Genomic DNA, 24,552 nt, shown 5'->3' on the forward strand with positions numbered 1-24,552 from the left:
ATATGATTTGCTACAAGCTGATAATCACAATATATATCCTTAAAGAATAAGATGGACTGTCTGGAATTTAAATTTGAATAATAAAAAGCTCTCCGAACTTCCTTTTGCAACAGTTCCTGAAAATCATTCTCAACCCTGTCAAAAAAGGACACATCAGCTTCTATCATGATGGCACACCGCCACTCCTCCCAATGTGTAATATCTATCATATTTCCGGCTTTTTCCAGAATATCCTTATTTCCGGAATAAAGATAATTTTCAAGGAAATACTGCTGGAGAAAATCCTGTTCCTGCTGTTCCTGTTTCTGTTTTTCTTTCCTGTCAGAAATCATACTCTCTGTTTTCTGAATGATCTTGTGAAACTCTTCCGGATCTACCGGCTTCAGTACATATTCTGTAACTCCATACCGCATTGCTTCCTGTGCAAATGCAAAGTCGCTGTATCCGCTGAAGATCACTACCGGCAGTTCCGGGTACAGTTCTTTTGCTTTTGATGTAAGTTCCAGTCCGTCCATATGGGGCATTTTAATATCTGTAAGAAGAAGATCTATTTTTTCTTCTCTCAAGATCTGAAGTGCATCCTTGCCGTTCGCTGCTTCATAAATTCTCCATTCTTTCTTTTCCTGAGAAAGAAGATATTTTACCCCTTCTCTTTCCAGTCTTTCATCATCTACGATCAGTAATCGAATCATTTATTTCACCATTTCCTTCCCCATGCAAATATAGTTTTCAATTATACTGTTTTTATTTTACCATTTCCCTCTTTTGCTCACAAGGACACACCATACAAACTTTCAGATCATTCATATACCTTTTGACCAACGACAAAATCCCCGAAAAGCATTTGCTCTTCAGGGATTCTGACCTTTTTATTTCATCAGCCTTTTACCGCTCCGGCTACCACACCCTCAATAATATGCTTCTGGCATACCAGATAAACGATAATGATCGGAATAATATCAATCATAATACTTGCCATCATAGGCCCCATCTGCACATGTCCGAAGCTGCCTCGGAAATACTGGACTGCCATGGGAATGGTACGATATTTCTTGATATCCAGTACAAGCGTTGGAAGGAGGTAATCGTTCCATACCCACATCAGTTCCAGGATCGCCGTAGAGATGATTGTAGGTTTCAGGATCGGAATCAAAATCTGGAAATATACCTGCAGAGGACTGCATCCGTCGATCAGAGCTGCCTCCTCGATCTCCAGAGGGATTCCTTTCACAAAACCTGTAAACATAAATACTGCAAGTCCGGCGCCAAAACCAAGATAAATAATACAAATATTATAGGGATTATTCAATTTCAATGTATCTGCTGTTTTTGCCAGAGTAAACATCACCATCTGAAAGGGAACTACCATACTGAATACACAGAGATAATAGAACGCTTTTGACAGCTTACCGTTTACACGCACAATATACCATGCACACATGGAACAGCACAGAAGAATCAGTACCACTGACATCACAGAAATCACAAGGCTGTACCAAAAGGATTTCAGAAAATCCATCTGTGTTACACTGGCCACAAAATTCTTTAATCCATTCCAGGTTTCTCCTGTAGGAAGACTGAATACCCCTGAAGTGGTAATGGCAGATTCCTTTTTCAGAGAGTTAAAAAGAATCAGTACAATCGGATACATCCAGAGGATGGAAATAACTGACAGTATGATAGTTGCCAGAGGATTTTTTTTCTTATTTTCCATTACTGCTGTACCTCCTTGGATGATGTTGCCTTAAGCTGGATCAAAGCGATCGCAACTACAAGAATAAAGAATACAACGGCCTTTGCCTGTCCGATGCCCTTCCACATAGGTCCGCTTCTGGCATAAAACGTATCGTAAATGTTCAGAGCAAGAAGCTGTGACTGTTTGCCCGGAGCTCCTCCTGTAAGAGACAGGTTCTGGTCGAACATCTTAAATCCGTTTGTCAGCGTCAGGAAAGTACAGATCGTTACAGACGGCATGATCATCGGAATCTTAATCTTAAACAGAATCTGTCTTGAGGTTGCCCCGTCGATCTGAGCCGCCTCGATCAGATCCGGCGATACATTGTTCAGACCTGCTACATAGATGATCATCATATAGCCTATCTGCTGCCACATCAGAAGAATCAGCATTCCGATAAAGCCGTTTTTGGCAGAAAGCGCAAGAAGCGGCTGCCCCCATTTAGAAAGAAGTCCATTCAGAAGGGTCTGCCAGATATAGCCAAGAACGATACCGCCGATCAGATTCGGCATAAAAAATACAGTACGGAATACGTTTGTTCCTCTAAAGCCTTTGGTAAGCGCCAACGCGATGGCAAAAGCCAGTACATTAATCAGGATACTGGATACAAACGCAAATACCACGGTCAGCCAGAAGGAATGACTGAAAGTTTTATCCAGCATCAGCTTGGCATAGTTTGAAAATCCTACAAAGGTTACATCCTGTACAGTCGTAAATTTGCAGAAAGACAGATAAATGCCCCAGATAAACGGCCAGAGAAAACCGATGATAAATGCAGCCAGTGTAGGCAGTACAAATACCGGCCACCATTTTTTGATTGTTTTTCCTACCATGTTTCTACTCCTCTTTCCCCTGCTTCAAAAAGTACGGGGGCTGATGCAAATCATCCGGGGTATCATCCACCGGGAGCTGATTGCACCGCCCCCTTTCCAGTCACTTTTTTACTTCAGGAACTCTGTTCTTACTCTGTAAGAGCTTTTTCCATTGCCCAGTTGTCAACAAATGCACTTACAACATCATCCCAGGAACCTGTCTCTGCTGCATAAGAGGTAAGAGCTGTTCCCACGCCGTTTTTCCACTCTTCAGACGGCATAGTTGTGAAGTTCCATGATACAGGTGTAAGTCCTGCTTCTGTGTATTCTGCATCCTGTTTTACAAATACGTTTGTAGGAGCAACTGCTGTTTTGAAAGGAATTGTGAAGCCCATATCTTCAGACATAGCCTTTGTTCCTGTTTCAGAAGTTACGCACCAATTCATGAAATCAAGTGTTGCCTGAATGTCTTCTTCAGACGCATTTTTGTTTACGCACCAGTAGTTCTCTGTACCTGTTGCAAGACCCTGGTTCTCGTCATCAACGCCAAAGTAAATCGGAATCATAGCCAGTTCGTCGTCGCCGAATGTTTTTGCAAGTTCTGCATATTCCCAGGAACCGTTCTGATAGAATACTGCTTCGCTGTTTACAAATTCGTTTCTGGAGTCGTCTGCAGTCTTAGCGGAAAGCTCTGCCGGATCGCAGGTAGAATCTGTAATATAAAGATCGAACAGATTCTTGTAATTTTCAAGGTATGTTCCTTTCAGTTCTGCCGCGTCATCTACGCCTTCGTCTTTATATTCATAATAAATCGGAAGGTTTGCAAGATGAGTTTTAAATCTCCAGTCTGAAGATGCGTCCATTCCTGCGGAAGTAAACGCGCCTTTGATTCCCAGTTCGTCTTTTCTGCTCTGGATATCGTCGGCAACTGCCTTTAACTGGTCATAGCTCTTGATATCATCCAGGGTATATCCTGCTTTTTCAAGAAGAGTTTTATTTGTGATAAGTCCATAGGACTCGATTACGTATGCGATTCCAGGAACAGTCTCTCCGTCTTTCAGCGCATAAGCATCAGATGTAAGCTGTGAAAAGATTTCAGAATCCTTAAGATCATAGCAGTAATCTTTCCAGTTCTTAAGTCCTACCGGTCCATTTACCTGGAAAAGTGTAGGAGCGTCGCTCTTAGCCATCTCAGACTGAAGTGTCGTCTCATACTGACCGGAAGCAGCTGTAACAACGGTCACCTCTGTTCCTGTTTCTTCTGTATATGCTTTTGCCAGATTCTGCCATGCTTCATCTGCCTCTGGTTTAAAGTTCAGATAATAAACTTTTCCTTCACCCTCTGCCATAACCGGAACTGCCGGGATCATAGATGCTGCCATTAATGCAGCCATGCTCATTGCTGTGAGTTTTTTCATTTTCATAGTAAAATCCTCTCCTTTTCTATAAATTACAGCTAAATAAATTGATGTTGCACGTTCTCTTTAACTTAACCTATTGTGCTAATTCAATTTGAATTTATTGAAACCTCATAAAAGCCCAAAGTCTCCCCTGAGATAGAAGGACTTGATTTTTGAATCTCAGAAGATAAGCTGTTTGATTCTTCCCAGTTCACAGGTTTCATGAAAAATACTGTTTAATGCCAGACAAAGATTGTATGCTAAAATTTTGTTGACAAGTCTGGTGCATAAACCCTGAAAACTTTTGGCCAGTACTCTTTCTGCATGTAACTGTTCGCTCAACTGGGAAAATACAGTTTCTACACGCCTTCGGAGTTGGAAGATTAACTGACGCACCGGTTTCGGCCAGTTCGCTTTGCTGTTTGAACGCTTAAGTGCCATAAGACAGATTCCTTGATCTGACATTTCCTTTATAAGATTTTGTCCGACATAGCCTTTGTCTCCAAGGATCACAAGCCCAGACTGCCCTCCAACCATATCCTTCAGACCTTCTCGGTCATCCGTAGATGCAGGTGTGATTTCAAACGTGGTAATGTATCCTTCCAAAGTGATCATGGCATGAACCTTATAGCCAAAATATGTTTCTTTTTTTGAAGGACATCTTCCATAATCCGCACCATAACTGCGAAAAGAGCGGCAGTATCGTGCTCTTCCAAATTTACAGACCGCAAGAGGAAAACTATCAATCACAAAATATTGGCTGAATGGTATAGGAAAAACAGAGATCATTTTCTGACGCAGCAGCTCTGTTGTCTGGAGCAGTGCACGTCTTGTTCTGTTAAAACGGCTTCGACTGCAAAGGTTGGGAAAAAGATGGCGGTAATTCTTTTTCACGAAAGAAAACCAGGCATTTTCTGAATCAACACCAGCCAGTTCACCACAAATGCTGATTGTGATAATTTCCGGATCAGACAATTTTGCATCCCGGATATGTCGTCTGGAAGTAATTTCCGGCGGGGCGAACTGATGATATAAATCATCAATTACAACGTAAACAGTTAAAATAAAGTCTTCAAAAGTTTTGATAACAGTGGTATTATTATTTTGGAACTTCAGCATAATGATGCCTCCTTTCGAATTTGTATGCCTACAAATAGGATAGCACATTTTGTTGAAGTTTCTTTATTTATCTAGCACAACGAGTTAATTTATATCCTATTGTACCGCCATCCTCCTTTTATGGTCAAGGGGCGGTATCCATAAATACGATTTCCCACAGATCCTCAAAAGGAATTTCGGTTTCATCTGCAAGGACCAGCCTGTGACGGAACTCATCCAGTTTTTTTACAGTTCCGCTTACCGTCACATATGCGCCGCCATCCTTGCGGGGATCCGGGCGAAAAAAGCAAACGGAAACCTCCGGCTGCTCACTGATATGCTTTTTGATAAATTCCAGACGCCGGTTCAGAATATCCAAAGTCTCCTCATCCGGCTGAATCCTGCGTTCTGTCAGCCTTGCCGTTTCCTTTACCGCCTCTCCGTAGCCTGTCAGAGCGGCAAACGGTGCAAACTGAGCTGCCCGGTCCAGAACAGGCATCTGCGGCCGTTTATCTGACACATGATGGGGAAGATGGATGATATCATCATATTTATGGCTTTCTCCAAAATAATTTTTCATCTTATTTATGCTTTATGCCCTCCGATCCTGGAATTGCGGTCTTTGGCGGTAGCCCCTTCCTGCAGATTCATTCCCTTTAATATGGCATTCTTCCCGAATTTTTTCTTGATATCCAGCATGGCCTGCTGCATCTTACGCTCTCTTTCCAGAAGCTCCTTTTCTTTCTGCCTTTGCTTTTCCAGGGCTTCATAGTCTGTAAAAAGATCCAGCTGCTCAAAGGTTTCCTTCTGTTTCACTGCGGTTTCCGGCACTACCTTATTGGCAGCCAGATACATCCGGCGGATCAGAAGCTTTTTGTCCATGATCCGGTCATAAAGTCCCATCACCGCATCGGTGATCTTCTTTGTGGAAGAAGTCTGACTGTCCAGATTTACTGTTCCATGAGCATGTCTGGGAATCTTTCTGCCATAGCGGTCCACCTTAATCTCACCCTTATAATCCTTTTTCCGACCGGCATCTGTCAGATTTTCGATATCATACCCAACTGTCAGTGTCAGCTGATCTGTGACCAGGCGTTTATCCACCAGATCAAGAACAAGAAGATCCGTCATTTCCCGGATCACCAGGCGCGCCTGTTCAAATGTATAGGGGCAGGGCAGTACCTGTCCGGATCCAATGCTGTTGGTGGACGGTTTATATTCCTTGATGTCTGCAATCGTGCAGGGCTCCCATCCCCAGGCATGATCGATCAGAAGCTCTGCATTAATGCCAAAAAGCTCATAAAGAAGATCTTCGTTGTAGAAATCCCCCGGGCCTCCCAGGGAGCATCTGGCAATGTCTCCCATGGTAAACATGCCGTTTGCTTTCAGCTTTTTCTCATAGCCTTTTCCCACACGCCAGAAGTCCGTCAGCGGCTGATGATCCCACAAAAGCCTCCGGTAGGACATTTCATCAAGCTCTGCGATCCGTACTCCGTACTCATCCGGTTCGATATGTTTTGCCACAATGTCCATGGCGATCTTGCAAAGGTAAAGATTTGTGCCGATCCCTGCTGTTGCCGTGATTCCCGTAGTCTGCAAAACGTCACGGATCATCTTCATGGCAAGCTCCCGGGCGGTAAGTCCATAGCTTTTCAGGTAATGAGTGGCATCAATAAAGACCTCGTCAATGGAATAGATATGGATATCCTCCATTGCAATATATTTCAGATAAATATCTACAATCCGGGTGCTGTATTCCATATAAAATGCCATCCGGGGCGGAGCGGCAATATAACTGACCTCCAGCTCCGGATAACGTTCCAGATCCTCTGCCATATAGGAAGATCCGGAAAATTCACCTCCCGGAGCAAGCTTTTTTCTTCTGGCATTGACTTCCTTCACCTTCTGTACCACCTCAAAAAGTCTAGGGCGGCCCGGGATGCCATAGGACTTCATGGATGGAGATACAGCCAGACAGATGGTTTTTTCCGTACGGCTGGCGTCTGCCACCACAAGATTTGTTTTCATGGGATCCAGTCCTCTCTCCCGGCATTCCACGGAAGCATAAAAGGACTTCAGATCAATAGCTATATATACATGATTTTCGCTAATGTCACTCATCACCTTTTTTCAGCAGAAAACGTTCAATAATCTCTGCGACTCCGTCATGATTATTATCCCGTTCTGTCACATAATTGCCATACTCAGCCATGCCTTCATAAGCGTTGCACATAACTGCCCCCACATGGGCCGCCTGGAGCATTTCCACATCATTAGGTGCATCCCCGGCCGCCACAGAATTTTCCAGCGGGATACCCAGATGATCACACATCCATTTTACTGCAAATCCTTTTGACACACCTTCCGGCGCCACCTCCAGATAATACTCTGTAGAAAAAAAGCTTCGCACAGTTCCCTTCAGCGGATCCACACATTCTCTCTGGTATTTTTCCAGGTCCGGGCGGTTGTCCAGTCCTACCAGAAGTATCTTGTATGGATCAAAAGGAAATGCCGCATCCACATCCGGCACGATCTCATAAGGTATCGTGGATCTGTCTATATAATAATGCAGCTCCGGGCGGTCCTCCATTGCAAGCACACTGGTATCAGAATAGGACTGCACATGAAGTCCTCTGTTCAATGCTTCCTGAAATAAAGGCTTTGCCACTTCTGTTGAAATTGTTTTTCCGTAAATGGTCTTTTTATGAAAAGGATCATAAATCTGACCGCCGTTAAATGCAATCACATAACAGCCTTCTCTGGTAAGTCCGATCCGTTCTGCAATATGAACGCCGCTGGCAAGGGGTCTTCCTGTTGTTACCACAATCTTATGCCCCTGTTCCAGAGCCCGGTCAATAGCAGCCTGATTTCCTGCAGTGACTTCCTTCTGATCGTTTAAAAGCGTACCATCCAGATCTGTAAATAAAATTTTTGTGTGTTTTCCCACGGTTATTCCTCCTCAAATACGAAGCCGTATACCGGATCCTTTCGGAAGCTTTCGGATAAAATAGCTTTCATCTGGTCTGCAAATTCCGGACTCAGCTCCTTAAATTCCATATGTTCATACAGCGCCGAAGTTCTGCATGCATCCATTTCCTCTACGGCATCTATTAATTTTTTCATACAATCTCTGACTTTTTCTCTGTCTTTTTCCATAAGGGAAATCTGCATCTGCGCAGAAACCTTATGATATTCTCCGGTTTCAAAAAGCTCGGCAAGACCTGTCATTTTTTCTGTGATCATTCTGGCTTTCTGAAAATCCCCATGCTTTTCTGCCAGCATAAATATACCGCCCAGAGTCATTTCCGCTACGTTGTTTGTCTGAAAAAGCAGTTCTTCATATTCTTTAAAGGCACTGCTTCGGTCTCCCCTTATTTCACAGAGCTGTGCCTTATGAATCTTTTTCACCGGGTCCATCCGGGAAAAATATTTCAGACAGGCTTCTGCCTTCTCATAATCCTCATTACGGTAATAATAACTGAACAGTGCGTCAGCCGCCTTCTCCCGGATTTCTGAATCCTCACTTTCCAGCGCCTGCTTATACCATCCCAGGATCTCCCGGTCGCATTCTTTCATTTTTTCCGAATCCGGGATTCCCTTCAAGATCCTCCAGCCGTCCAGCGCCATGGCAAGGTGAAGGATCAGCCTGCTGCATCCGGGATACTGACAGATCTTTTTCCTGCAAAAATCAAAAGCCTCCTCAAAACTGACCTTTTGAAATTTTCCGTCCGCCTCCTGAACGATCACATTAACCTCTTCCTGTGTAAGCTCCTCCCGGAAAGACAGCAGCGTATCCGGCGTTGTCTCCAGTACCCTTGCAATTGGAGCAAGAAGCGTAATATCCGGCAGAGAAACATTGTTCTCCCATTTATTTACCGCCGGAGCAGTAACGCCAAGGCGTCTCGCCATTTCCTCCTGAGTCATATTTCTGTTTTTTCTGTATGTTCTGATAACTTCACCTATTCTCATAAATGCTCTCCTTTGCTTTTTTCGCATCGGCCTATGCTGCTTTTATCATAGCAGAGAGAATATCTTCTCACAACTGAACAGATGTTAAGTAAAAAGCAAAAAATTTAACTGTCATTCATAAAAACATGTGTCTAAGAACTCTCATTCTGCAAAATAAGCTTCGATTTTTTCTTTTACAGGGTTCTCACCGATAACGATCAGAACTTCCTGCCCTTCACTTATCGGCCGGAGAATGGCTTTTCCACGGGCAGCATTCACTTCCATCCACTGTCTCTCCCTGTTTTTGCCAAATCCTTTGATTCGAAAAACAGAACCGCATTCCGGTTCAGCCATAATTTTTTCCGCCCTGTCAGCCAGCTCTTCTGCCGTAAATGGAAGATTCATAAAATAAAGGGACGTAAATTTTTCCTCTGAAAAATGCTTTTTTTCGTAGGCTGTGGAGTGATATCCGCACTTCAGCAGCCGGTCATAATCCTGATCAGTCAGTTTTTCCCAGTCTTTTGAAAGAATCTCTCCCTCAAATGTTCGTCTGCAGCGGACATTTTTTATTGCCCGCTCCAGATGCTCTGTCACTGCTCTTTTTTGTTCTTCTGAAACCTCATCGCATCTGCTCAGCACCACACAGCCTGCGGACGCCGCCTCTGATGCCAGCAGATATTCTGCCTGATCCGAAAGCTTTTCTTCCAGTCCCCCGTCTACCACTGCGATCACATTCCCAATCTCATACCAGCGGTCCAGCGGCTCCTCATAAAGGGCATCAAAAAACTCATCTACGTCAAAGATCCCGGAAGGCTCCACGATCACCCTGTCATATCCGCACATTCCCATGGCGATCAGTTTTGTTTTAAATCTTCTTCTGTGAGTCTCTCTGTCGCATCCTCCTGCGATCATTTCCAGCTCACAGTTCTCTCCCTCCAGTTCCTTTAGAAGCATCATATCCACATTCACTGCACCAAAATCATTTTCTATGATCCCGATGTTCTGTCCCTGTTTCAAAAGATAGGAAGCATACTTTTTTATAAAGGTTGTTTTTCCCGCTCCCAGAAAACCGGTAATCAAGTCAATTTTTATCATAATATCAAATCTCCTGTCATAAGCCAAACGGATAAGTCCAACTGAAATCCCCTCAATCCTTAAAGAACAAAAGAGGGCTGCCAGATTCTCTTTTTCAGTGAATTTCTGACAGCCCTTTTGTTTTATGCTTTCATTGCCTTGCGGCCGCAGCACTGTTTGTATTTCTTGCCGCTTCCACACGGACATGGATCATTTGGATAAACCTTTTCTTCTTTTCTCTGGACAGGCTTACGCACACTGGAATCATCCTTATTAGTTCCGGTAACCTTGGCAACCTGCTCACGCTCGATCTTCTGCTCTACATGAACATGATACAGCATACGAACTGTATCCTCCTGAATGGAGTTGGTCATCTCATTGAACATATCATAAGCGCTCATCTTATACTCAACAACCGGATCTCTCTGTCCGTAGCCAACCAGTCCGATACCCTGACGGAGGATTTCCATATCATCGATATGATCCATCCACTTACTGTCAATGCACTTCAGAAGAACTACACGCTCCAGCTCACGCAGCTGCTCCGGTTCCGGGAATTCAGATTCCTTGGTCTCGTAAAGCTTCACAGCTTCTTCCTTAAGGATATGCTTCATCTCATTTTTCTTCTTGCCCTTTACTTTATCTTCAGTAAGAGCCTGGATAGGAATGATCGGAAGAAGGATCGTGTTAAATTCTTCAAGATTCCACTCAACAGCATCTACATCATCTGAGAAGCATCTGTCCACTGTATTATCCACAATATCAGTGATCATCTTATAAATGGAATCACGCATGTTCTCTCCATCCAGAACTTGACGGCGCTCTTTGTAAATGATCTCACGCTGTTCGTTGTTTACCTGGTCGTAATCAAGAAGATTTTTACGAATACCAAAGTTATTGAACTCAATCTTCTCCTGTGCTTTCTGGATCGCATTGGAAAGCATCTTATGCTCGATCTGCTCATTCTCAGCAACTCCAAGAGAAGTAAATACCTTCATCAGACGCTCAGAACCAAAGAGACGCATCAGATCGTCCTCCAGAGAGATATAGAAGCGGGACTCACCCGGATCTCCCTGACGTCCGGAACGTCCGCGAAGCTGGTTATCAATACGTCTGGACTCATGACGCTCTGTACCGATGATCTTCAGACCGCCGGCTTCTCTTGCCACGTCATCCAGTTTAATATCCGTACCACGGCCTGCCATGTTGGTCGCAATGGTAACTGCTCCGGCCTGACCTGCCTGAGCAACGATTTCAGCCTCCAGTTCATGGAATTTCGCATTCAGGACATTATGCTGGATTCCCTGACGGCGGAGCATCTTGCTGAGAAGCTCTGACGTCTCAATGGTAATCGTACCAACCAGAACCGGCTGCTGTCTTTCATGAGCTTCCTTTACAGCCTCAACAACTGCGTTGAATTTTTCTTTCTTTGTCATATATACAGCGTCTTCCAGGTCTTTACGCTGTACAGGTCTGTTGGTAGGGATCTCCACAACATCCATTCCGTAGATATCGCGGAACTCTTTTTCCTCAGTAAGGGCAGTACCGGTCATACCGCCTTTTTTGTCATATTTATTAAAGAAGTTCTGGAAAGTGATGGTGGCAAGTGTCTTGCTCTCACGTTTTACCTTTACATGCTCCTTAGCTTCAATAGCCTGATGGAGTCCGTCAGAATAACGGCGTCCCGGCATGATACGTCCGGTAAATTCATCTACGATCAGGATCTCATCATCTTTTACTACATAATCCTGATCTTTGTGCATCAGGTTATGAGCACGGAGTGCCAGAATAATATTGTGCTGGATCTCCAGATTTTCCGGATCTGCAAGGTTTTCGATATTAAAGAATTTCTCAACCTTTTTCACACCACGCTCTGTAAGGTTTACGATCTTATCCTTTTCATTTACTACAAAATCTCCGGTCTCGATGACCTCTTCACCCATAATAGCTGCCATTTTGGTCATCTCATGGCTGGCCTCACCACGCTCCAGCTGCTGTGCCAGAATATCACAGACCTCATAAAGCTTGGTGGATTTGCCGCTCTGTCCGGAAATGATCAGCGGTGTACGCGCCTCGTCAATAAGTACGGAGTCAACCTCATCGATGATACAGTAGTGAAGATCTCTCTGCACCAGCTGCTCTTTATAAATGACCATATTGTCACGCAGGTAATCAAATCCCAACTCGTTATTTGTCACATAGGTGATATCACATCCATAGGCCGCACGGCGTTCCTCCGGCTTCATATCATTCAGAACCACGCCAACTGTCAGTCCAAGGAACTCGTGAACCTTACCCATCCACTCGGCATCTCGCTTTGCCAGATAGTCATTGACTGTAACAATGTGTACACCCTTGCCTTCCAGTGCGTTCAGATATGCCGGAAGAGTGGATACCAGTGTTTTACCTTCACCGGTTTTCATCTCTGCAATACGTCCCTGATGAAGAATGATACCGCCGATGATCTGTACACGGTAATGCTCCATTCCAAGAACACGTTTCGCTGCTTCACGTACAGTTGCAAAAGCTTCTGGCAGCAGATCATCAAGAGTTGCTCCCTCTTCCAGACGCTTCTTATATTCTCTTGTTTTGTCCCTCAGTTCCTCATCCGTTAATTTCTGCATTTCCGGACGCAGTGCCTCTGTTTTTTCTACAAGCGGCATGATACGCTTAACTTCACGCTGGCTGTGTGTCCCGAATAATTTTGAAAACACGTTCATAAATATACTCCTGTTTGTTTTATTCTATAAAAAATCTGTTCTACGGAATCCTCCGTAATTTAGTTAATACAAGAAATCTATTCTATTCTATCACTTTCTTAATGGGAAAACAATGATTTTTCTCAGGCTTGTCAGATTTTTCCCCTTATGCTATGATTAGCTTCGAACTATGAAAACAGGCTTACATTCTCTTTGAATGTCGGCATATCCACTTTTATAAAAGAAAGGACTCTGATTTGAAAAAAAAGGAACTTGTCTTTATCATCTCCATTCTTATCTCGGCCCTGCTCCTGTGGGGTATTATGTTCCTGTTACGAAAAGGGGACTATGGTTCTGTAAGGATCACGGTAAATGGGGAAGAATATGGAACTTACTCTCTTTCCCAGGATCAGGTGATCTCCATCGGAGAGACCAATGTCTGCGAGATCAAAGACGGCAAAATAAAAATGACCGGGGCTGACTGTCCCGACCACCTCTGTATAAAGCAGAAAGCAGTGGGAAGTTCTGGAGGAACCATCGTCTGCCTTCCCAACAAAGTAGTAATAGAAGGAGTAAAAGCCGCAGGCTCTGAAGATATTTCTCCGGAATTTGATACGGCAGTATAAATTATGACTCATAAAAAAACAGCATATCTTGGACTTTTTGCCGCAATCGCCATTATCTTCGGTTATGTGGAATCCCTGATCCCATTTTTTGCAGGAATCCCCGGCATGAAGCTGGGTCTGGCCAACCTTGCCGTTCTTTTTATCCTTGAAAAATATTCCTGGAAAGAAGCCGCCCTGGTTTCCACAGTAAGGATCCTGGTGATCGGCTTCCTTTTCGGAAATATGTTCAGCATCCTCTACAGCCTGGCAGGAGCCGCATTAAGTCTTACAGTCATGACCCTCATGAAAAAATTTTCCGGTTTCAGCATCCTGGGTATCAGTGTTGCCGGAGGTGTTTCCCATAATATCGGACAGTTGATCGTTGCTTCTCTCATTGTGGAAAACACCAGTCTTCTTTATTATGCTCCGGCTCTTCTGATCTCCGGAGTTGTAACCGGACTTCTGATCGGACTTCTTGCCGGAGAAATTACAAAAAGGATACGCCTGTAAAAAAAGGCGTATCCTTTCTTTTGTCTATTTCAGCATATCTGTCTCATAAGTATTTTTCATAAGTTCAAAGCGTTCTTTCATTCCTTCTGTGAGATATACCTTATGATTCTCGTCCACAAAAGCGGCATCTGCTCCATATTTTTCCAGAAGAGGCAGCGCTTTTTCTTTTCCCAGCACAAAGCACGCTGTAGAAAGTCCATCTGCAAAAAGTCCGCTGTCACAGACAACTGTTACGGAAGTAAGACCATTCCATACAGGGTAACCGGTTTCCGGATTAAGAATGTGATGATATCTTTTTCCATCTTCCATAAAATACCTCTCATAATCCCCTGATGTGGAAAGAAATTCTCCACCCTTCAAAGTAACGGCTCCCAGATAATCTCCTTCCGGTTCCCTTGGATCTCGTATGGCCACTCTCCAGTCTGACTGATCCGGCTTTTCTCCGTAAGCCATCACGCTGCTTCCGCCCAGATTCAGGATCATTCCGGAAACATCCTTATTCTGTCCTAAAAAATCCATGACAAGATCGCAGCCGATACCCTTTCCTGCCGCCCCAAGATCTAATGTAGCGCCGTCTTTTAACGTAACTTTATTTCCATCAAGTTCAAGCTTTTCATATCCTGTTTCTTCCAGAAGTGATTCTAATTCTCCCGTTTGAGGAATCCCTGCATTTTCTCCTCCGATATCCCAGAGACGGATCACCCTGCCAAGAGTAGGATCAAAAGCTCCCTGAGAATCTTCTGCAAGCTGCTGTGTTTTTTTCAGATAATCAGCAAGCTCAGCAGAAACCTCAACAGTTTCCCCTCCGGCATGATTCACCTGCGCGATCTGAGAATCTTCCTCTGTCCAGGAAAGAATCTCATCTTCCGTTTTTTTTAGAAGCTTCCCAATGGAAGGATTCAGATCTTTTCCTTTTGTATACAAAGTTTCTGAAACAACCGTATTCATGGCAAAATCTGTATTGGTGTATTTTTGAGTTTTCGCCTGAACGGGACTGAAAACAAGTCCTGCCAGTAACATGCCTGCTAAAACTGTGCTCATCCCGAATTTCTGTTTTTTTGTCATTAAACCACCTTTCTGATGTCAGTGCGGCAGAAGTTCTCTGGTTTCCTCCACTGCTTTTTTTGTTCCTGCCAGCATGGAACAGGGCTGATCCAGAGTAATGGAAGTCCCGTCTGTTTGTCCAACCATTCCTCCGGCCTCCTCAATGATCACCGAAGCCGCTGCAAAATCGTATGGATTAAGCTTCATTTCCAGATAAACCGCGTTTCTTCCAGAAGCGATTCTGCACAGATCCAGTGCAGCAGATCCTCCGCTTCGAATGCAGAGACTTCTCATATAAAGTTCTCTCACAGTCTTAAAAAGAATATCCATTTTATCTTCATTATATCTTGCACATCCAAAAGCTGCAATTCCTTCTGTAACAGAAATATTTTCCATCTGCAGCCTCTGTCCGTTCAGCGTACTTCCTTTTCCACGAATTCCCACATACATCTCATCCATATAGGGGTCATATACAAATCCTGCCTTCATTTTTCCATGGTGTGCCAGTCCCACAGAAATACAGCTGAAATGATAATCAAACATAAAGTTTGTGGTTCCGTCTATAGGATCAATATAAAACGTATATTCTCCGGAAGCTCCCGCTCCCTGATTTCCCTCTGTATCCTCTTCACCGAAAAAAACAGCTCCCGGCAGGATCGCACTCAACTCACGAATCAGAAAACGCTGGATCTCTGTGTCAAAATCCGTACAAAAATTGGCAAGTCCTTCTTTTTTATGGATTGTTTCCTTTGATAGCTTTGCATTTCTCAGCTTCTCACCGGCTTTACGGACAACAGCTTCTATCGCCTGATAGTCTATATCCGTACTGCTTTCCACAGACGGTTCTCCTGGTGCCATCTCCTCTGTCATCAGGATTTCCTCTGCCGGCTTCTTTTCTGGAACTTCAGGTTTCTCCGCTTTTCTACTCTCTCCGTCCACCTCGGAATATCCCTTCCATGGTTCCACATCCCAGCCGCCAAATTCTCTGACATTTTTCACAACATATTTCCTGCTTCGGTCAAAGCCCCAGTAAAGAACACCGCCCAGCACACCTCCAAGGCTGTTAAAAAACAGATCTGTAAGCTGAAAAGTTCCAATTTTCAGAAAAAGCTGACAGCTCTCGATACACAACGAACAAAAGAAACCAATCCAGAGACTGTTCAGCAGAACCTCCTGTACCTTTTTCTTTCTGTAATCTGTCTTATGTTCCCATACCCGGTACAAAAGAGGAAGCAGCGGCAGAAACATAATCAGATTCTCCACATTTTCTGTATAAATACTTCCATCCGACTTATGTAATCCCCAGATTCCCAGAACACTGTCCAGGGGATTTCCCCAGATGGTCCTGCAGAAAAGTGTCCGGAACAGAACCAGGCATCCATAAAATACCAGGAGAAATTCTCTACGAAACTGCCTGTTGGTTCGAAATTCCTGTACCCAGGTCCGTATCACCGCTTCCGTGCCTTTTTTCTTTATCTGCATGTATACGCTCATAAAAAGAACGGCGATTACCAGCGATGCACCGCAGTTCTGATAAAGAACGCCAAGCACATTCCCGATCACTGAAACCATATAATCCATTAGAATACCACCCTTTCTTGATTATTCTTTTTACATTATACTCAAACTTTCCGGAAACATCAATTTGTGTTTGTGGGGATGGGGGCTTTAGTTTCTTTTTTCCTACAGACCGAAATTATATAGTCCATTTTGTTCCAAAACCGAATAGTCCATTCCGTTCCGACCTATACTTTCTGAAAAAAGGAGGTACAGGCATGAAATTTCAGCGGATTCAAGATCTTCGCGTAGACTCTGACCTGTCACAGAGACAAATTGGAGAGATACTCCATATCAGTCAGCGCACCTACTCTCACTACGAAACAGGATCCCGGGATATTCCTGTCGAAATGCTTATCCGAATTGCAGATTACTATAATATCAGTCTTGACTATCTGGTTGGCCGCAGTGACCGGAAGGAAAAAGTCTGAATAAAAAGCGGTATTATCTGGCTGGAACGATTTCCAGCCAGTATCCGTCCGGATCGCTGATAAAATAAATTCCCATGCCCGGATTTTCATAGCAGATACAGCCCATCTCCTGATGTTTTTTGTGAGAGGCTTCCATATCATCTGTTGAAAATGCCAGATGAATCTCATTGTCCCCCAGATTATAGTGATCTTTTTCCCAGTCTCTAAGCCAGGTAAGCTCCAGCTGAAAATCAGTTTCTCCATCACCCAGATAGCAGAGGATAAAACTTCCGTCCTCTGCTTCCTTGCGTCTTACTTCCTTAAGACCCAGAGCCTCCTCATAAAATCTTAAAGATTTTTCCAGATCGACCACATTGTAATTGTAATGTACAAATTTAAAGCTCATATTATTTTCTCCCTTTCATTAATTCATAATAAAAAATATACTGCTGCATGATTCCTCTCATGCCATGATATCTCCTGTTTGGAAATCCCCTTTTATAATGGATCTCCAGAACCTGACGGATATGAGTGTCCACAGGAAAAGCATCCATATGATGCAGGGCAAACAGACAGATACAGTCTGCAACCTTTTCTCCCACACCACTAAGCCTCATCAGTTCCTTTTTTGCCCGGCTGTAATATCTCATCTGAAAAATTTTTTCCAGAGAAACCTCTCCTTCTGCAATGCTTCGTGCCGTTTCCACAAGATACCTGGCTCGATATCCCATGCCCAGTTCTCTCAGTTCCGTCTCTGTAGCCAGTGCCAGTGCTTCCGGTCCCGGAAAACTGTAATACTCCACCCCCTCCCGGGAAATCTTTTTATCTCCGTAACAGGCACAGAGTCTCTCAATACATCCCCGAATCCTGGTAATATGATTCTGCTGAGAAATCAGAAACGTAATAATCATCTCCCAGAGATCCTGTCTGAGAATCCTGATCCCGCTTCCCATTTCTGCTGCCGCACTGAGGTACCGGTCTCTTGGATTTACTTTTTGTATGTATTCACTGTAATCGGTATCCAGATCAAAATAAGGAACCCAGAAACATATCAATTCTACATCACTGCAGTGGAAATCCACAATAGTACCTTTCTGTGTGATTTCCAGATACTGATCTCCCGCTACAAGAGAATAGGTGTGCTCTCCGATCTTTTTCATACGAAAGCACTGTCCGGAGTCACATATCTGCTCCAGACTGAAATTATCAAGTTCCATTGTTACCATATATATCTCTCTGTACTTTCTGATTTATTTTACATCTGATGGCGCACTATCTTATATTCATCTCCTGAACGATAGTAGGGACATTCCTTTACATTACTGGTTAGAAAACGATAATATTCATCTTCATCCAGATTTACATCACAATAATAAGTTTCTGTTTCTTCATCATACACATAGTTGGCACAATAATCGCAGCTTGCCGCACTCACACATTTCACCTCCTTGATTTAAAATATCATTCTTTTTCTTTCTGTATGCATCTTATCACAGATGAATGCAAATAGTAAATTAAGGAATCAAATTTTTTTAAAACCTTATTGCCTAATTCCTACTGATATGATATGCTGTGTAAGTTGTTAACCTTTTAACGAATCAAGAAATATTTTCAAAAGCAAAGGAGACCAGGATATGCAGAAAATGCAAAAATCTGTATTCCCCGGCGGCATACATCCTACCGACGGCTTTGACAAGGCTCTCTCCATGAACTGCGCAGTAATGCCTTACCGTCCTGAAACTGTCACGATTCTTTCGGAACAGTCTTTTGGCGGAAAATGCAGTTTTCTTGTAAAGCCCGGCGAGCATGTAACAGAAGGCCAGCTTATTGGTAAGCCTGAAGCCTTTATGGCCGCTCCCCTCCACGCCAGCGTAAGCGGTAAAGTCCTTGCTGTAAAAGAAATCACAGAACAGGGCCGCAGACTTATGGCGTGTATCCTGCAAAGAGAGGAATCTCCGGTTTCAGAAGCAGAAGCTTCCTATAAAAAAGGAACTGCTGATATCGGCCTTATTTCCAGAGAAGAAATCCTGACTGGAATTCGCGATGGCGGTCTGACCGGAATGGGCGGAGCAGGATTCCCCACTCACAAAAAATATGAAACTGACAAAAAAATCACTGATCTTCTCATCAACGGTGCGGAATGTGAGCCTTTCCTTACCTGTGACTACCGTCTCATGCTGGAAGAAGGCTACTCTCTCCTTAACGGTGTAAGACTTCTTCTAAAAGGCAGCGGTGCCGAAAAAGCCTATATCTGTATGGAGGACAACAAGCCTCTGGCAGCAGAGAATCTCCAGAAGATTCTCACAGAAATGTCCGCTTCCGGTCTGATGTCTGAAGGAGAAAATCTGGAGATCCGTGTACTTCCCACCAAATATCCTCAAGGCGGCGAACGTCAGCTGATCCAGGGGGTTCTTGGACGCGAAGTTCCCATGGGCGGACTTCCTGCAGATGTAGGTGTGATCGTTTCCAATGTAGGAACAGCAAAGGCTGCTGCAGACATGATCCTTGGTAATACACCTCTGACAAAAAGAATCGTTACTGTCACCGGATCTGTAAAAAATCCGGGGAATTATCTGGTTCCTGTAGGAACCTCGGCAAAAGAACTGATCCAGTTTTGCGGCGGAGTAACAACGTCAGAAAACCGCATCATTGCAGGCGGTCCTATGACTGGTCCCTGTGTTGCCCATAACTGGAACGGAGAAAACGAACTTTTCCATGTAACAAAAAACACTTCCGGAATCCTTGTACTTCCGGAACCTGGCTATGAAGAACAGCCCTGTATCCGCTGTTCCGGCTGCGAAAGCGTATGCCCGGCAGGTCTGGTTCCCTACAAGATTGAATTTGCACTTCTTGATCAGGACTACGATCTCTGCGAAAAGCTTTATGCCAGCGAATGTATCGCCTGCGGATGCTGCTCCTATATCTGTCCTGCCAGACGGGAACTTTCTGTACGGACCAAAGAAGCCAGAGACATTGTAAAACAGAGAATGAGGGAAAGGGCGGTAAAAAAATCATGAACCAGACAAAAACCTTCAGCGGCCCCCATATCCGCACAGCCAATACAACACGGAACATCATGCTCCATGTTGCTGTTTCTCTGATGCCGGCCCTCTTAGGCTCCATTTACTTTTTCGGGATCCGTTCACTGTACATCACCGGACTTTCCGTAACTGTCTGCGTTCTGACAGAGTATATCTGGCAGAAACTGGCAAAAAAACCGGTCACTGCAGGAGATTTCAGTGCTGTGGTCACAGGTATCCTTCTTGCCTTTAACATGCCTGTCACCGCACCTTTATGGGTGATCGTTGCAGCTGATATTTTCAGTATTCTTGTAGTCAAGCAGATGTTTGGCGGTATCGGATGCAACTTTGCCAATCCGGCACTGATGGGCCGCCTTCTGACCATGGTGGTATGGCCGGGAACCGTTATGCAGTACGTCGCTCCCAGAACACTGACAGTCTCCGGTTTTGATGCAGTTTCCTCAGCCACAGTGCTGGGCGCTGTAAAAAACGGCGGAGAAGCAGGCTACAGCTATCTGCAGATGTTCCTTGGGGAAACCCCCGGCGCACTTGGTGAGACCAGCAAACTCCTTCTTCTGGCAGGATTTGCCTATATGTGCTTTATGGGAATTGTAAATGCAGAGGCGGCACTTACCTATATCGGTACAGTGGTTCTTCTGACCTTTGTGTTCGGACCTTCCGGACTCTTTACAGGAGACATCCTTCTGAACCTTTTTGGCGGCGGTCTGATCCTTGGGGCATGCTATATGCTTACAGACTACGCCTTTGCCTCAAGAAGAGGCCGTCTGCTTTATGCAGTCACCGCCGGAGTCATTACTGCGGCCATCCGTATCTTCAGTTTTTATCCGGAGGGAATCTGCTTCGGTATCCTGACAGCCAACTGCCTTGCCGGTGCACTGTCTATGCTCCATAAAAAACATGTATACGGCGTAAAAAAAGCTTAATTTGGAGGAATATTCATGAAAAATAAAGAAATAAAAGGAATTCTGGCTCTTGTTGTCGTGACCGCCCTTTCTTTTGGCGTGATCATTGGTTCAAGATCCCTGGCCATCAGCGCAGGCGGCGATTCTGCTGCTCAGAGTACAGAAGCTCTAGAGGAGCTTGATGTAAGCGGCGCAGAAAATATTGAAAAAGCATCCAAAACCGCTGACGGCTATCTGGTTACCGTACGAGCTAAAGGATATGTAGGCGACATCGTAATGGATGTGGCTTTTGACGAATCCGCCTCTAAGATCACCAGCGTTCAGATCATTGAACAGGCTGAGACAGATGGGCTTGGCTCAAAAATCGCGGAAGCTGAGTTCCTGGATCAGTTCAAAGGGGTTGAAGCGCCTGTTTATCTTCCGGGCATGGATGTTTCCACTGGAACTGACAGTACAGAAGCAGAAGCCGCTCCAGAAGAATCTGAGGATCTCAGCGTCCTTGAGGGAGCTTCCCTTGCAGACGGTACCTATGAGGCAAAAACAGAAGCCCCGGATTCCAATGGTTTCACTGACGTAGTCACTCTTACTGTAAAAGACGGCGCTATTACAGAAGCAAGCTGGGATGCTGTGACTGAAGACGGCAGCAAAAAAAGTATCATGTCCGAAAACGGTGAGTACACCATGACGGAAGACGGACTCACCTGGAAGGAGCAGGCAGAAAAGCTCGCTTCCGCTCTGATCGAGAACCAGTCCCTTACCTTCCTGAACACAGATGCAGAAGGCAAAACCGATGCTGTTTCCGGTGTCAGCATTTCTGTAAACAGCTTTATTGATCTGGCAGCACAGTGTATGAAACAGGCCGCAGGTCTGGAAACTGCCCCGGCAGATCCTTTTGCCGGTGCTGTTCTTACAGATGGTACCTATGAAGCAACAACAGAAGCTCCGGATTCCAATGGATTCACTGATGTAGTCACTCTTACTGTAAAAGACGGTGCTATTACAGAAGCAAGCTGGGATGCAGTGACCGAAGACGGCAGCAAAAAAAGCATCATGTCTGAAAACGGCGAGTACACCATGACTGAGGACGGACTTACCTGGAAAGAGCAGGCTGAAGCTCTTGCTTCCGCTCTGATCGAGAACCAGTCTCTTTCCTTCCTTAATACAGACGCAGAAGGCAAGACTGACGCTGTTTCCGGCGTAAGCATTTCCGTAAACGGCTTTATCGATCTGGCAACCAAATGTCTGGAAGAGGCTTCCGGCATTCAGGCTTCCCAGCCGGAAACAGAAGAAGCTCCGGAAGAAGAAGCTGCTTCTGAGAAAACTGCAGATATGGCCGGAACTGAGATCGACGCTGTCTCCGGTGCAACCATGTCCTCTACCGCAGCAGTAACCGGCATTAATGAAGCATATAATTTCTTACAGACAGTGAAATAAGAAAACGGAGGTTTCAATATGAAGTTAAGATATCCGGCAGAAGCCTTTGCTCTGGGGATCGTTCTTTTTTCCGCAGGCATGAAGGAAGCCTTTGCAGCCGGGATCCTGGTGATCTTCACTTCTGTATTTGCAGAACTTTTGAAGAATCTTCTGGAAAAGGCAGTTCCCACATGGAGCCTGAAGCTCTGTGTCTACATTGCCTCCGGTTCTGTCTGCGCTTCCGCTTTTCTTGCAGGCTTTGCGGTTCTGGGAACTGTTCTTCCTACAGAACTGTGGATCATGGTCTTTATCGTAGGACTTCTCTGCGGAAAACATGCACTTTCCGGAAATACAGACGGTAAATATGGCGAACTCCTTCTGGAATCCGCCTTTATCTGGGGACTGTGGATCCTGTTTACTGTTTTCCGCGAATTTCTGGGCAGCGGAAGCATCTTCGGAAATACCGTCTTTACGGCAGCATTCCAGTCCAAAGCCTTCCTGAATACCACCTTTGCATTCATGGAGGCGGGACTTGTCCTTGCATCCGTAAACGGAATCCTGAAAAAAGACTGCAAAGGAATGAACAGCCTGTTCCCTGTAGTTCCCGCCATGTTTCTTTTTCATCCCTTTACAGTAGAAAGCTTTGCAGGGATTCCGGGAACCATATGGGTGATCGCTGTTCCCCTTCTTCTGTTCCTTTCCGTAAAACAGACTTTAAAATTTGCCCGTACCGGAAAATTCTTCCGGGGGATTCCGGTAGATATGCTGGCAGCAGGATTTATTTATATGATTCTGAGCATCTACTGATCTTTTCAGCGGCATGGCCTTTGGGCTGTGCCGTTTTTTATACCAATTTTTGTATAAATTTTATTTGACAAAGTATATGTGCAATGCTATAATTCCTCCCCGATATCTCAACCGAAAGGAGCGTTTCTATGACATTTTATCAGGAGCTGCAGCTGAACCAGCAGGGTTCTAAGGCAATCATCAAAGCTTCATCCACCACTGGCGAAAAGCTGCGCCATATTTCTATTTATCTGTTCAAGATTCTCATTACCATGGTTTTCTGCATGGCTTTTGTTATGGGCTACAGCAAAATCTTCGGAGACGAAAACAGTATCGTAGGCGTTATTGTTCTTCTTTGTATCATGGTCTTCCGGTATGCCGATTTCGGAATGCAGATGCCGGGATCTCTGGCATCCCTTGCCATTATTTTCAGTATTCTTGCATTTGGACCCAGACTGGCAAACGCCGCCGGACTTTTTGGAGAACTGGTCATCAACGCTGGCTGCATCTTTGCCCTTCTGCTTTTGGGCTGTCATAATGTTATGATGGCAAATCATTCCACTCTTGTTCTTGGCTATCTCCTGCTTTACGGCTATGATACCACAGGAGAAACTTACCTGATGAGACTGGCTGCCATAGGAGCAGGCGCTGTTCTGACTGCACTTGTCTTTTACAGAAACCACCGAGAACTAAGCTACAAAAGAAAACTCCGTGATGTTATAAAAGAGTTCCGGCTGACTTCTCTTCGGACACGCTGGCAGCTGACCGTAACCTTCGGTGTTTCCACTGCTGTTTTTCTCGGGGGACTTTTTCATATTCCAAGAACTATGTGGATCGGAATTGCTGCCATGTCCGTACTTCTTCCTTTCCGCACAGATATGAAGGAACGAGTCAAAGGACGTATTCCCGGAAATATTATCGGCGCAGTGGTCTTCCTTGGCATCTGCCTGTTCCTTCCTGCCTCTGTCTTTCCTTATATCGGTGTAATCGGAGGCATCGGCGTGGGGCTTTCCGCTACCTATCAGTGGCAGGCAGTATTTAATTCTCTGGGCGCCATGGCGATCGCCACCAGTATTCTTGGTCTTCCCGGAGCTATCCTCTTCCGGATTGCCAATAACTTTATTGGTTCTGTTTACGGACAGATCTTTGAAAAAATATCCAGCCGGTTCCTTGACCGGATCACTCCTGCCCGGGCCTGATCTTCTTTTTCCGGCATCATAAAAAGCCACAGCTTCTGACATTTTCGTAATGTTGGAAACTATGGCTTTTTCTTATTCATAATATCTGTGCTATACAAAAAACACAGATTTTTTCAGGCATTTTCCTCCAAAATATCCCTCACCAGGCAGCGGATAAAATCTCTGCATTTTCCGCATCCTGTCCCAAATCCGGTAGCCTTCTGTACTTCATCAAAATCTTTTGCACCTGCCTTGATGGCATCTTCAATCATTCCATACGTAATATTCTTACAATGACATGCTTCTTTTTTTCGATTCATAGAGTATCCTCTCTTTCTGA

Annotated in this window: 25 protein-coding genes; 8 read left to right on the top strand and 17 right to left on the bottom strand. The window is 44.6% G+C overall.

The features are described 5' to 3' along the window. The 11 genes from RDS42_RS02520 to secA all read right to left on the bottom strand — a co-directional run. A partial coding sequence (locus RDS42_RS02520) for a response regulator (protein ID WP_308782216.1) occupies positions 1-692 on the bottom strand: 692 nt, incomplete at its 3' end. 185 nt (positions 693-877) lie between these two features. Further along, a complete protein-coding gene (locus tag RDS42_RS02525) occupies positions 878-1,714 on the bottom strand; it encodes a carbohydrate ABC transporter permease (RefSeq protein ID WP_308782217.1) in 837 nt (278 codons plus the stop codon). Continuing rightward, positions 1,714-2,568: a sugar ABC transporter permease gene (locus RDS42_RS02530; protein WP_308782218.1), complete on the bottom strand. Its 855-nt coding sequence runs from the start codon at positions 2,566-2,568 to the stop codon at positions 1,714-1,716. Before RDS42_RS02530 ends, RDS42_RS02525 begins: the two co-directional genes overlap by 1 nt. Before the next feature lie 128 nt (positions 2,569-2,696). Continuing rightward, the gene (locus RDS42_RS02535) at positions 2,697-3,971 is read right to left on the bottom strand and encodes an ABC transporter substrate-binding protein (protein WP_308782219.1); all 1,275 of its coding nucleotides are present in this window, start codon (positions 3,969-3,971) and stop codon (positions 2,697-2,699) included. Between the two features lie 156 nt (positions 3,972-4,127). Then, a complete protein-coding gene (locus RDS42_RS02540) occupies positions 4,128-5,066 on the bottom strand; it encodes an IS982 family transposase (RefSeq protein WP_308782220.1) in 939 nt (312 codons plus the stop codon). A 124-nt stretch (positions 5,067-5,190) separates the two neighbouring features. Further along, positions 5,191-5,625 (bottom strand): hypothetical protein, encoded by a 435-nt coding sequence (locus RDS42_RS02545; RefSeq protein ID WP_308782221.1) that lies wholly within the window; start codon positions 5,623-5,625, stop codon positions 5,191-5,193. Positions 5,626-5,630: 5 nt separating this feature from the next. After that, positions 5,631-7,166: a DNA methylase gene (locus RDS42_RS02550; RefSeq protein WP_308782222.1), complete on the bottom strand. Its 1,536-nt coding sequence runs from the start codon at positions 7,164-7,166 to the stop codon at positions 5,631-5,633. Beyond that, a complete protein-coding gene (locus tag RDS42_RS02555; RefSeq protein ID WP_308782223.1) occupies positions 7,159-7,992 on the bottom strand; it encodes a Cof-type HAD-IIB family hydrolase in 834 nt (277 codons plus the stop codon). Before RDS42_RS02555 ends, RDS42_RS02550 begins: the two co-directional genes overlap by 8 nt. Positions 7,993-7,994: 2 nt before the next feature. Further along, positions 7,995-9,014 (bottom strand): helix-turn-helix domain-containing protein, encoded by a 1,020-nt coding sequence (locus tag RDS42_RS02560; RefSeq protein ID WP_308782224.1) that lies wholly within the window; start codon positions 9,012-9,014, stop codon positions 7,995-7,997. A 141-nt stretch (positions 9,015-9,155) separates the two neighbouring features. Then, on the bottom strand, positions 9,156-10,088 hold the full coding sequence (locus RDS42_RS02565) for a GTP-binding protein (protein ID WP_308782225.1): 933 nt from the start codon (positions 10,086-10,088) through the stop codon (positions 9,156-9,158). A 122-nt stretch (positions 10,089-10,210) separates the two neighbouring features. Then, positions 10,211-12,787 (bottom strand): preprotein translocase subunit SecA, encoded by a 2,577-nt coding sequence (gene secA / locus RDS42_RS02570; RefSeq protein ID WP_308782226.1) that lies wholly within the window; start codon positions 12,785-12,787, stop codon positions 10,211-10,213. Positions 12,788-13,023: 236 nt separating this feature from the next. Here secA and RDS42_RS02575 point away from each other — a divergent pair, with 236 nt between their 5' ends. Further along, on the top strand, positions 13,024-13,392 hold the full coding sequence (locus RDS42_RS02575; protein WP_308782227.1) for a NusG domain II-containing protein: 369 nt from the start codon (positions 13,024-13,026) through the stop codon (positions 13,390-13,392). Positions 13,393-13,395: 3 nt separating this feature from the next. Then, positions 13,396-13,881 carry a Gx transporter family protein gene (locus tag RDS42_RS02580; protein WP_308782228.1) on the top strand — a complete coding sequence of 162 codons (486 nt, stop codon included), beginning with the start codon at positions 13,396-13,398 and terminating at the stop codon, positions 13,879-13,881. 24 nt (positions 13,882-13,905) lie between these two features. Here the strand turns inward: RDS42_RS02580 and RDS42_RS02585 are convergent, their stop codons facing one another. Beyond that, positions 13,906-14,946: an FAD:protein FMN transferase gene (locus RDS42_RS02585; RefSeq protein ID WP_308782229.1), complete on the bottom strand. Its 1,041-nt coding sequence runs from the start codon at positions 14,944-14,946 to the stop codon at positions 13,906-13,908. 18 nt (positions 14,947-14,964) lie between these two features. Next, positions 14,965-16,506: an inositol monophosphatase family protein gene (locus RDS42_RS02590; RefSeq protein ID WP_308782230.1), complete on the bottom strand. Its 1,542-nt coding sequence runs from the start codon at positions 16,504-16,506 to the stop codon at positions 14,965-14,967. Positions 16,507-16,700: 194 nt separating this feature from the next. On the opposite strand from RDS42_RS02590, the gene RDS42_RS02595 reads away from it, so the two are divergent. Further along, a complete protein-coding gene (locus RDS42_RS02595) occupies positions 16,701-16,913 on the top strand; it encodes a helix-turn-helix transcriptional regulator (protein ID WP_308782231.1) in 213 nt (70 codons plus the stop codon). Positions 16,914-16,926: 13 nt separating this feature from the next. On the opposite strand, the gene RDS42_RS02600 is transcribed toward RDS42_RS02595, so the two are convergent. Genes RDS42_RS02600 through RDS42_RS02610 form a run of 3 tightly spaced genes read right to left on the bottom strand, consistent with a single transcriptional unit; the run spans position 16,927 to position 18,327 of the window. After that, a complete protein-coding gene (locus tag RDS42_RS02600) occupies positions 16,927-17,298 on the bottom strand; it encodes a VOC family protein (protein ID WP_308782232.1) in 372 nt (123 codons plus the stop codon). Position 17,299: 1 nt separating this feature from the next. Continuing rightward, complete coding sequence (locus RDS42_RS02605) at positions 17,300-18,118, bottom strand: DNA glycosylase (protein ID WP_308782233.1); 819 nt, start codon at positions 18,116-18,118, stop codon at positions 17,300-17,302. A 29-nt stretch (positions 18,119-18,147) separates the two neighbouring features. Beyond that, positions 18,148-18,327 (bottom strand): DUF6472 family protein, encoded by a 180-nt coding sequence (locus tag RDS42_RS02610; protein WP_308782234.1) that lies wholly within the window; start codon positions 18,325-18,327, stop codon positions 18,148-18,150. A 199-nt stretch (positions 18,328-18,526) separates the two neighbouring features. On the opposite strand from RDS42_RS02610, the gene rsxC reads away from it, so the two are divergent. The 5 genes from rsxC (at position 18,527) to RDS42_RS02635 (ending at position 24,233) form a co-directional block, all read left to right on the top strand. Then, positions 18,527-19,909 (top strand): electron transport complex subunit RsxC, encoded by a 1,383-nt coding sequence (gene rsxC / locus RDS42_RS02615; RefSeq protein WP_308782235.1) that lies wholly within the window; start codon positions 18,527-18,529, stop codon positions 19,907-19,909. After that, complete coding sequence (locus tag RDS42_RS02620) at positions 19,906-20,856, top strand: RnfABCDGE type electron transport complex subunit D (RefSeq protein ID WP_308782236.1); 951 nt, start codon at positions 19,906-19,908, stop codon at positions 20,854-20,856. Before rsxC ends, RDS42_RS02620 begins: the two co-directional genes overlap by 4 nt. Positions 20,857-20,871: 15 nt before the next feature. Further along, positions 20,872-22,269 (top strand): FMN-binding protein, encoded by a 1,398-nt coding sequence (locus RDS42_RS02625; protein WP_308782237.1) that lies wholly within the window; start codon positions 20,872-20,874, stop codon positions 22,267-22,269. A gap of 18 nt (positions 22,270-22,287) precedes the next feature. Continuing rightward, positions 22,288-23,055: a hypothetical protein gene (locus RDS42_RS02630; protein WP_308782238.1), complete on the top strand. Its 768-nt coding sequence runs from the start codon at positions 22,288-22,290 to the stop codon at positions 23,053-23,055. 128 nt (positions 23,056-23,183) lie between these two features. Beyond that, the gene (locus tag RDS42_RS02635) at positions 23,184-24,233 is read left to right on the top strand and encodes an FUSC family protein (protein ID WP_308782239.1); all 1,050 of its coding nucleotides are present in this window, start codon (positions 23,184-23,186) and stop codon (positions 24,231-24,233) included. 113 nt (positions 24,234-24,346) lie between these two features. Here RDS42_RS02635 and RDS42_RS02640 read toward each other — a convergent pair. After that, positions 24,347-24,552 (bottom strand): (2Fe-2S)-binding protein (locus tag RDS42_RS02640; RefSeq protein WP_308782240.1); only part of this gene is annotated, 206 nt, incomplete at its 5' end.

It is taken from the genome of uncultured Blautia sp., from assembly GCF_902497045.1.
In the GTDB taxonomy this organism is placed as follows: domain Bacteria; phylum Bacillota; class Clostridia; order Lachnospirales; family Lachnospiraceae; genus Blautia_A.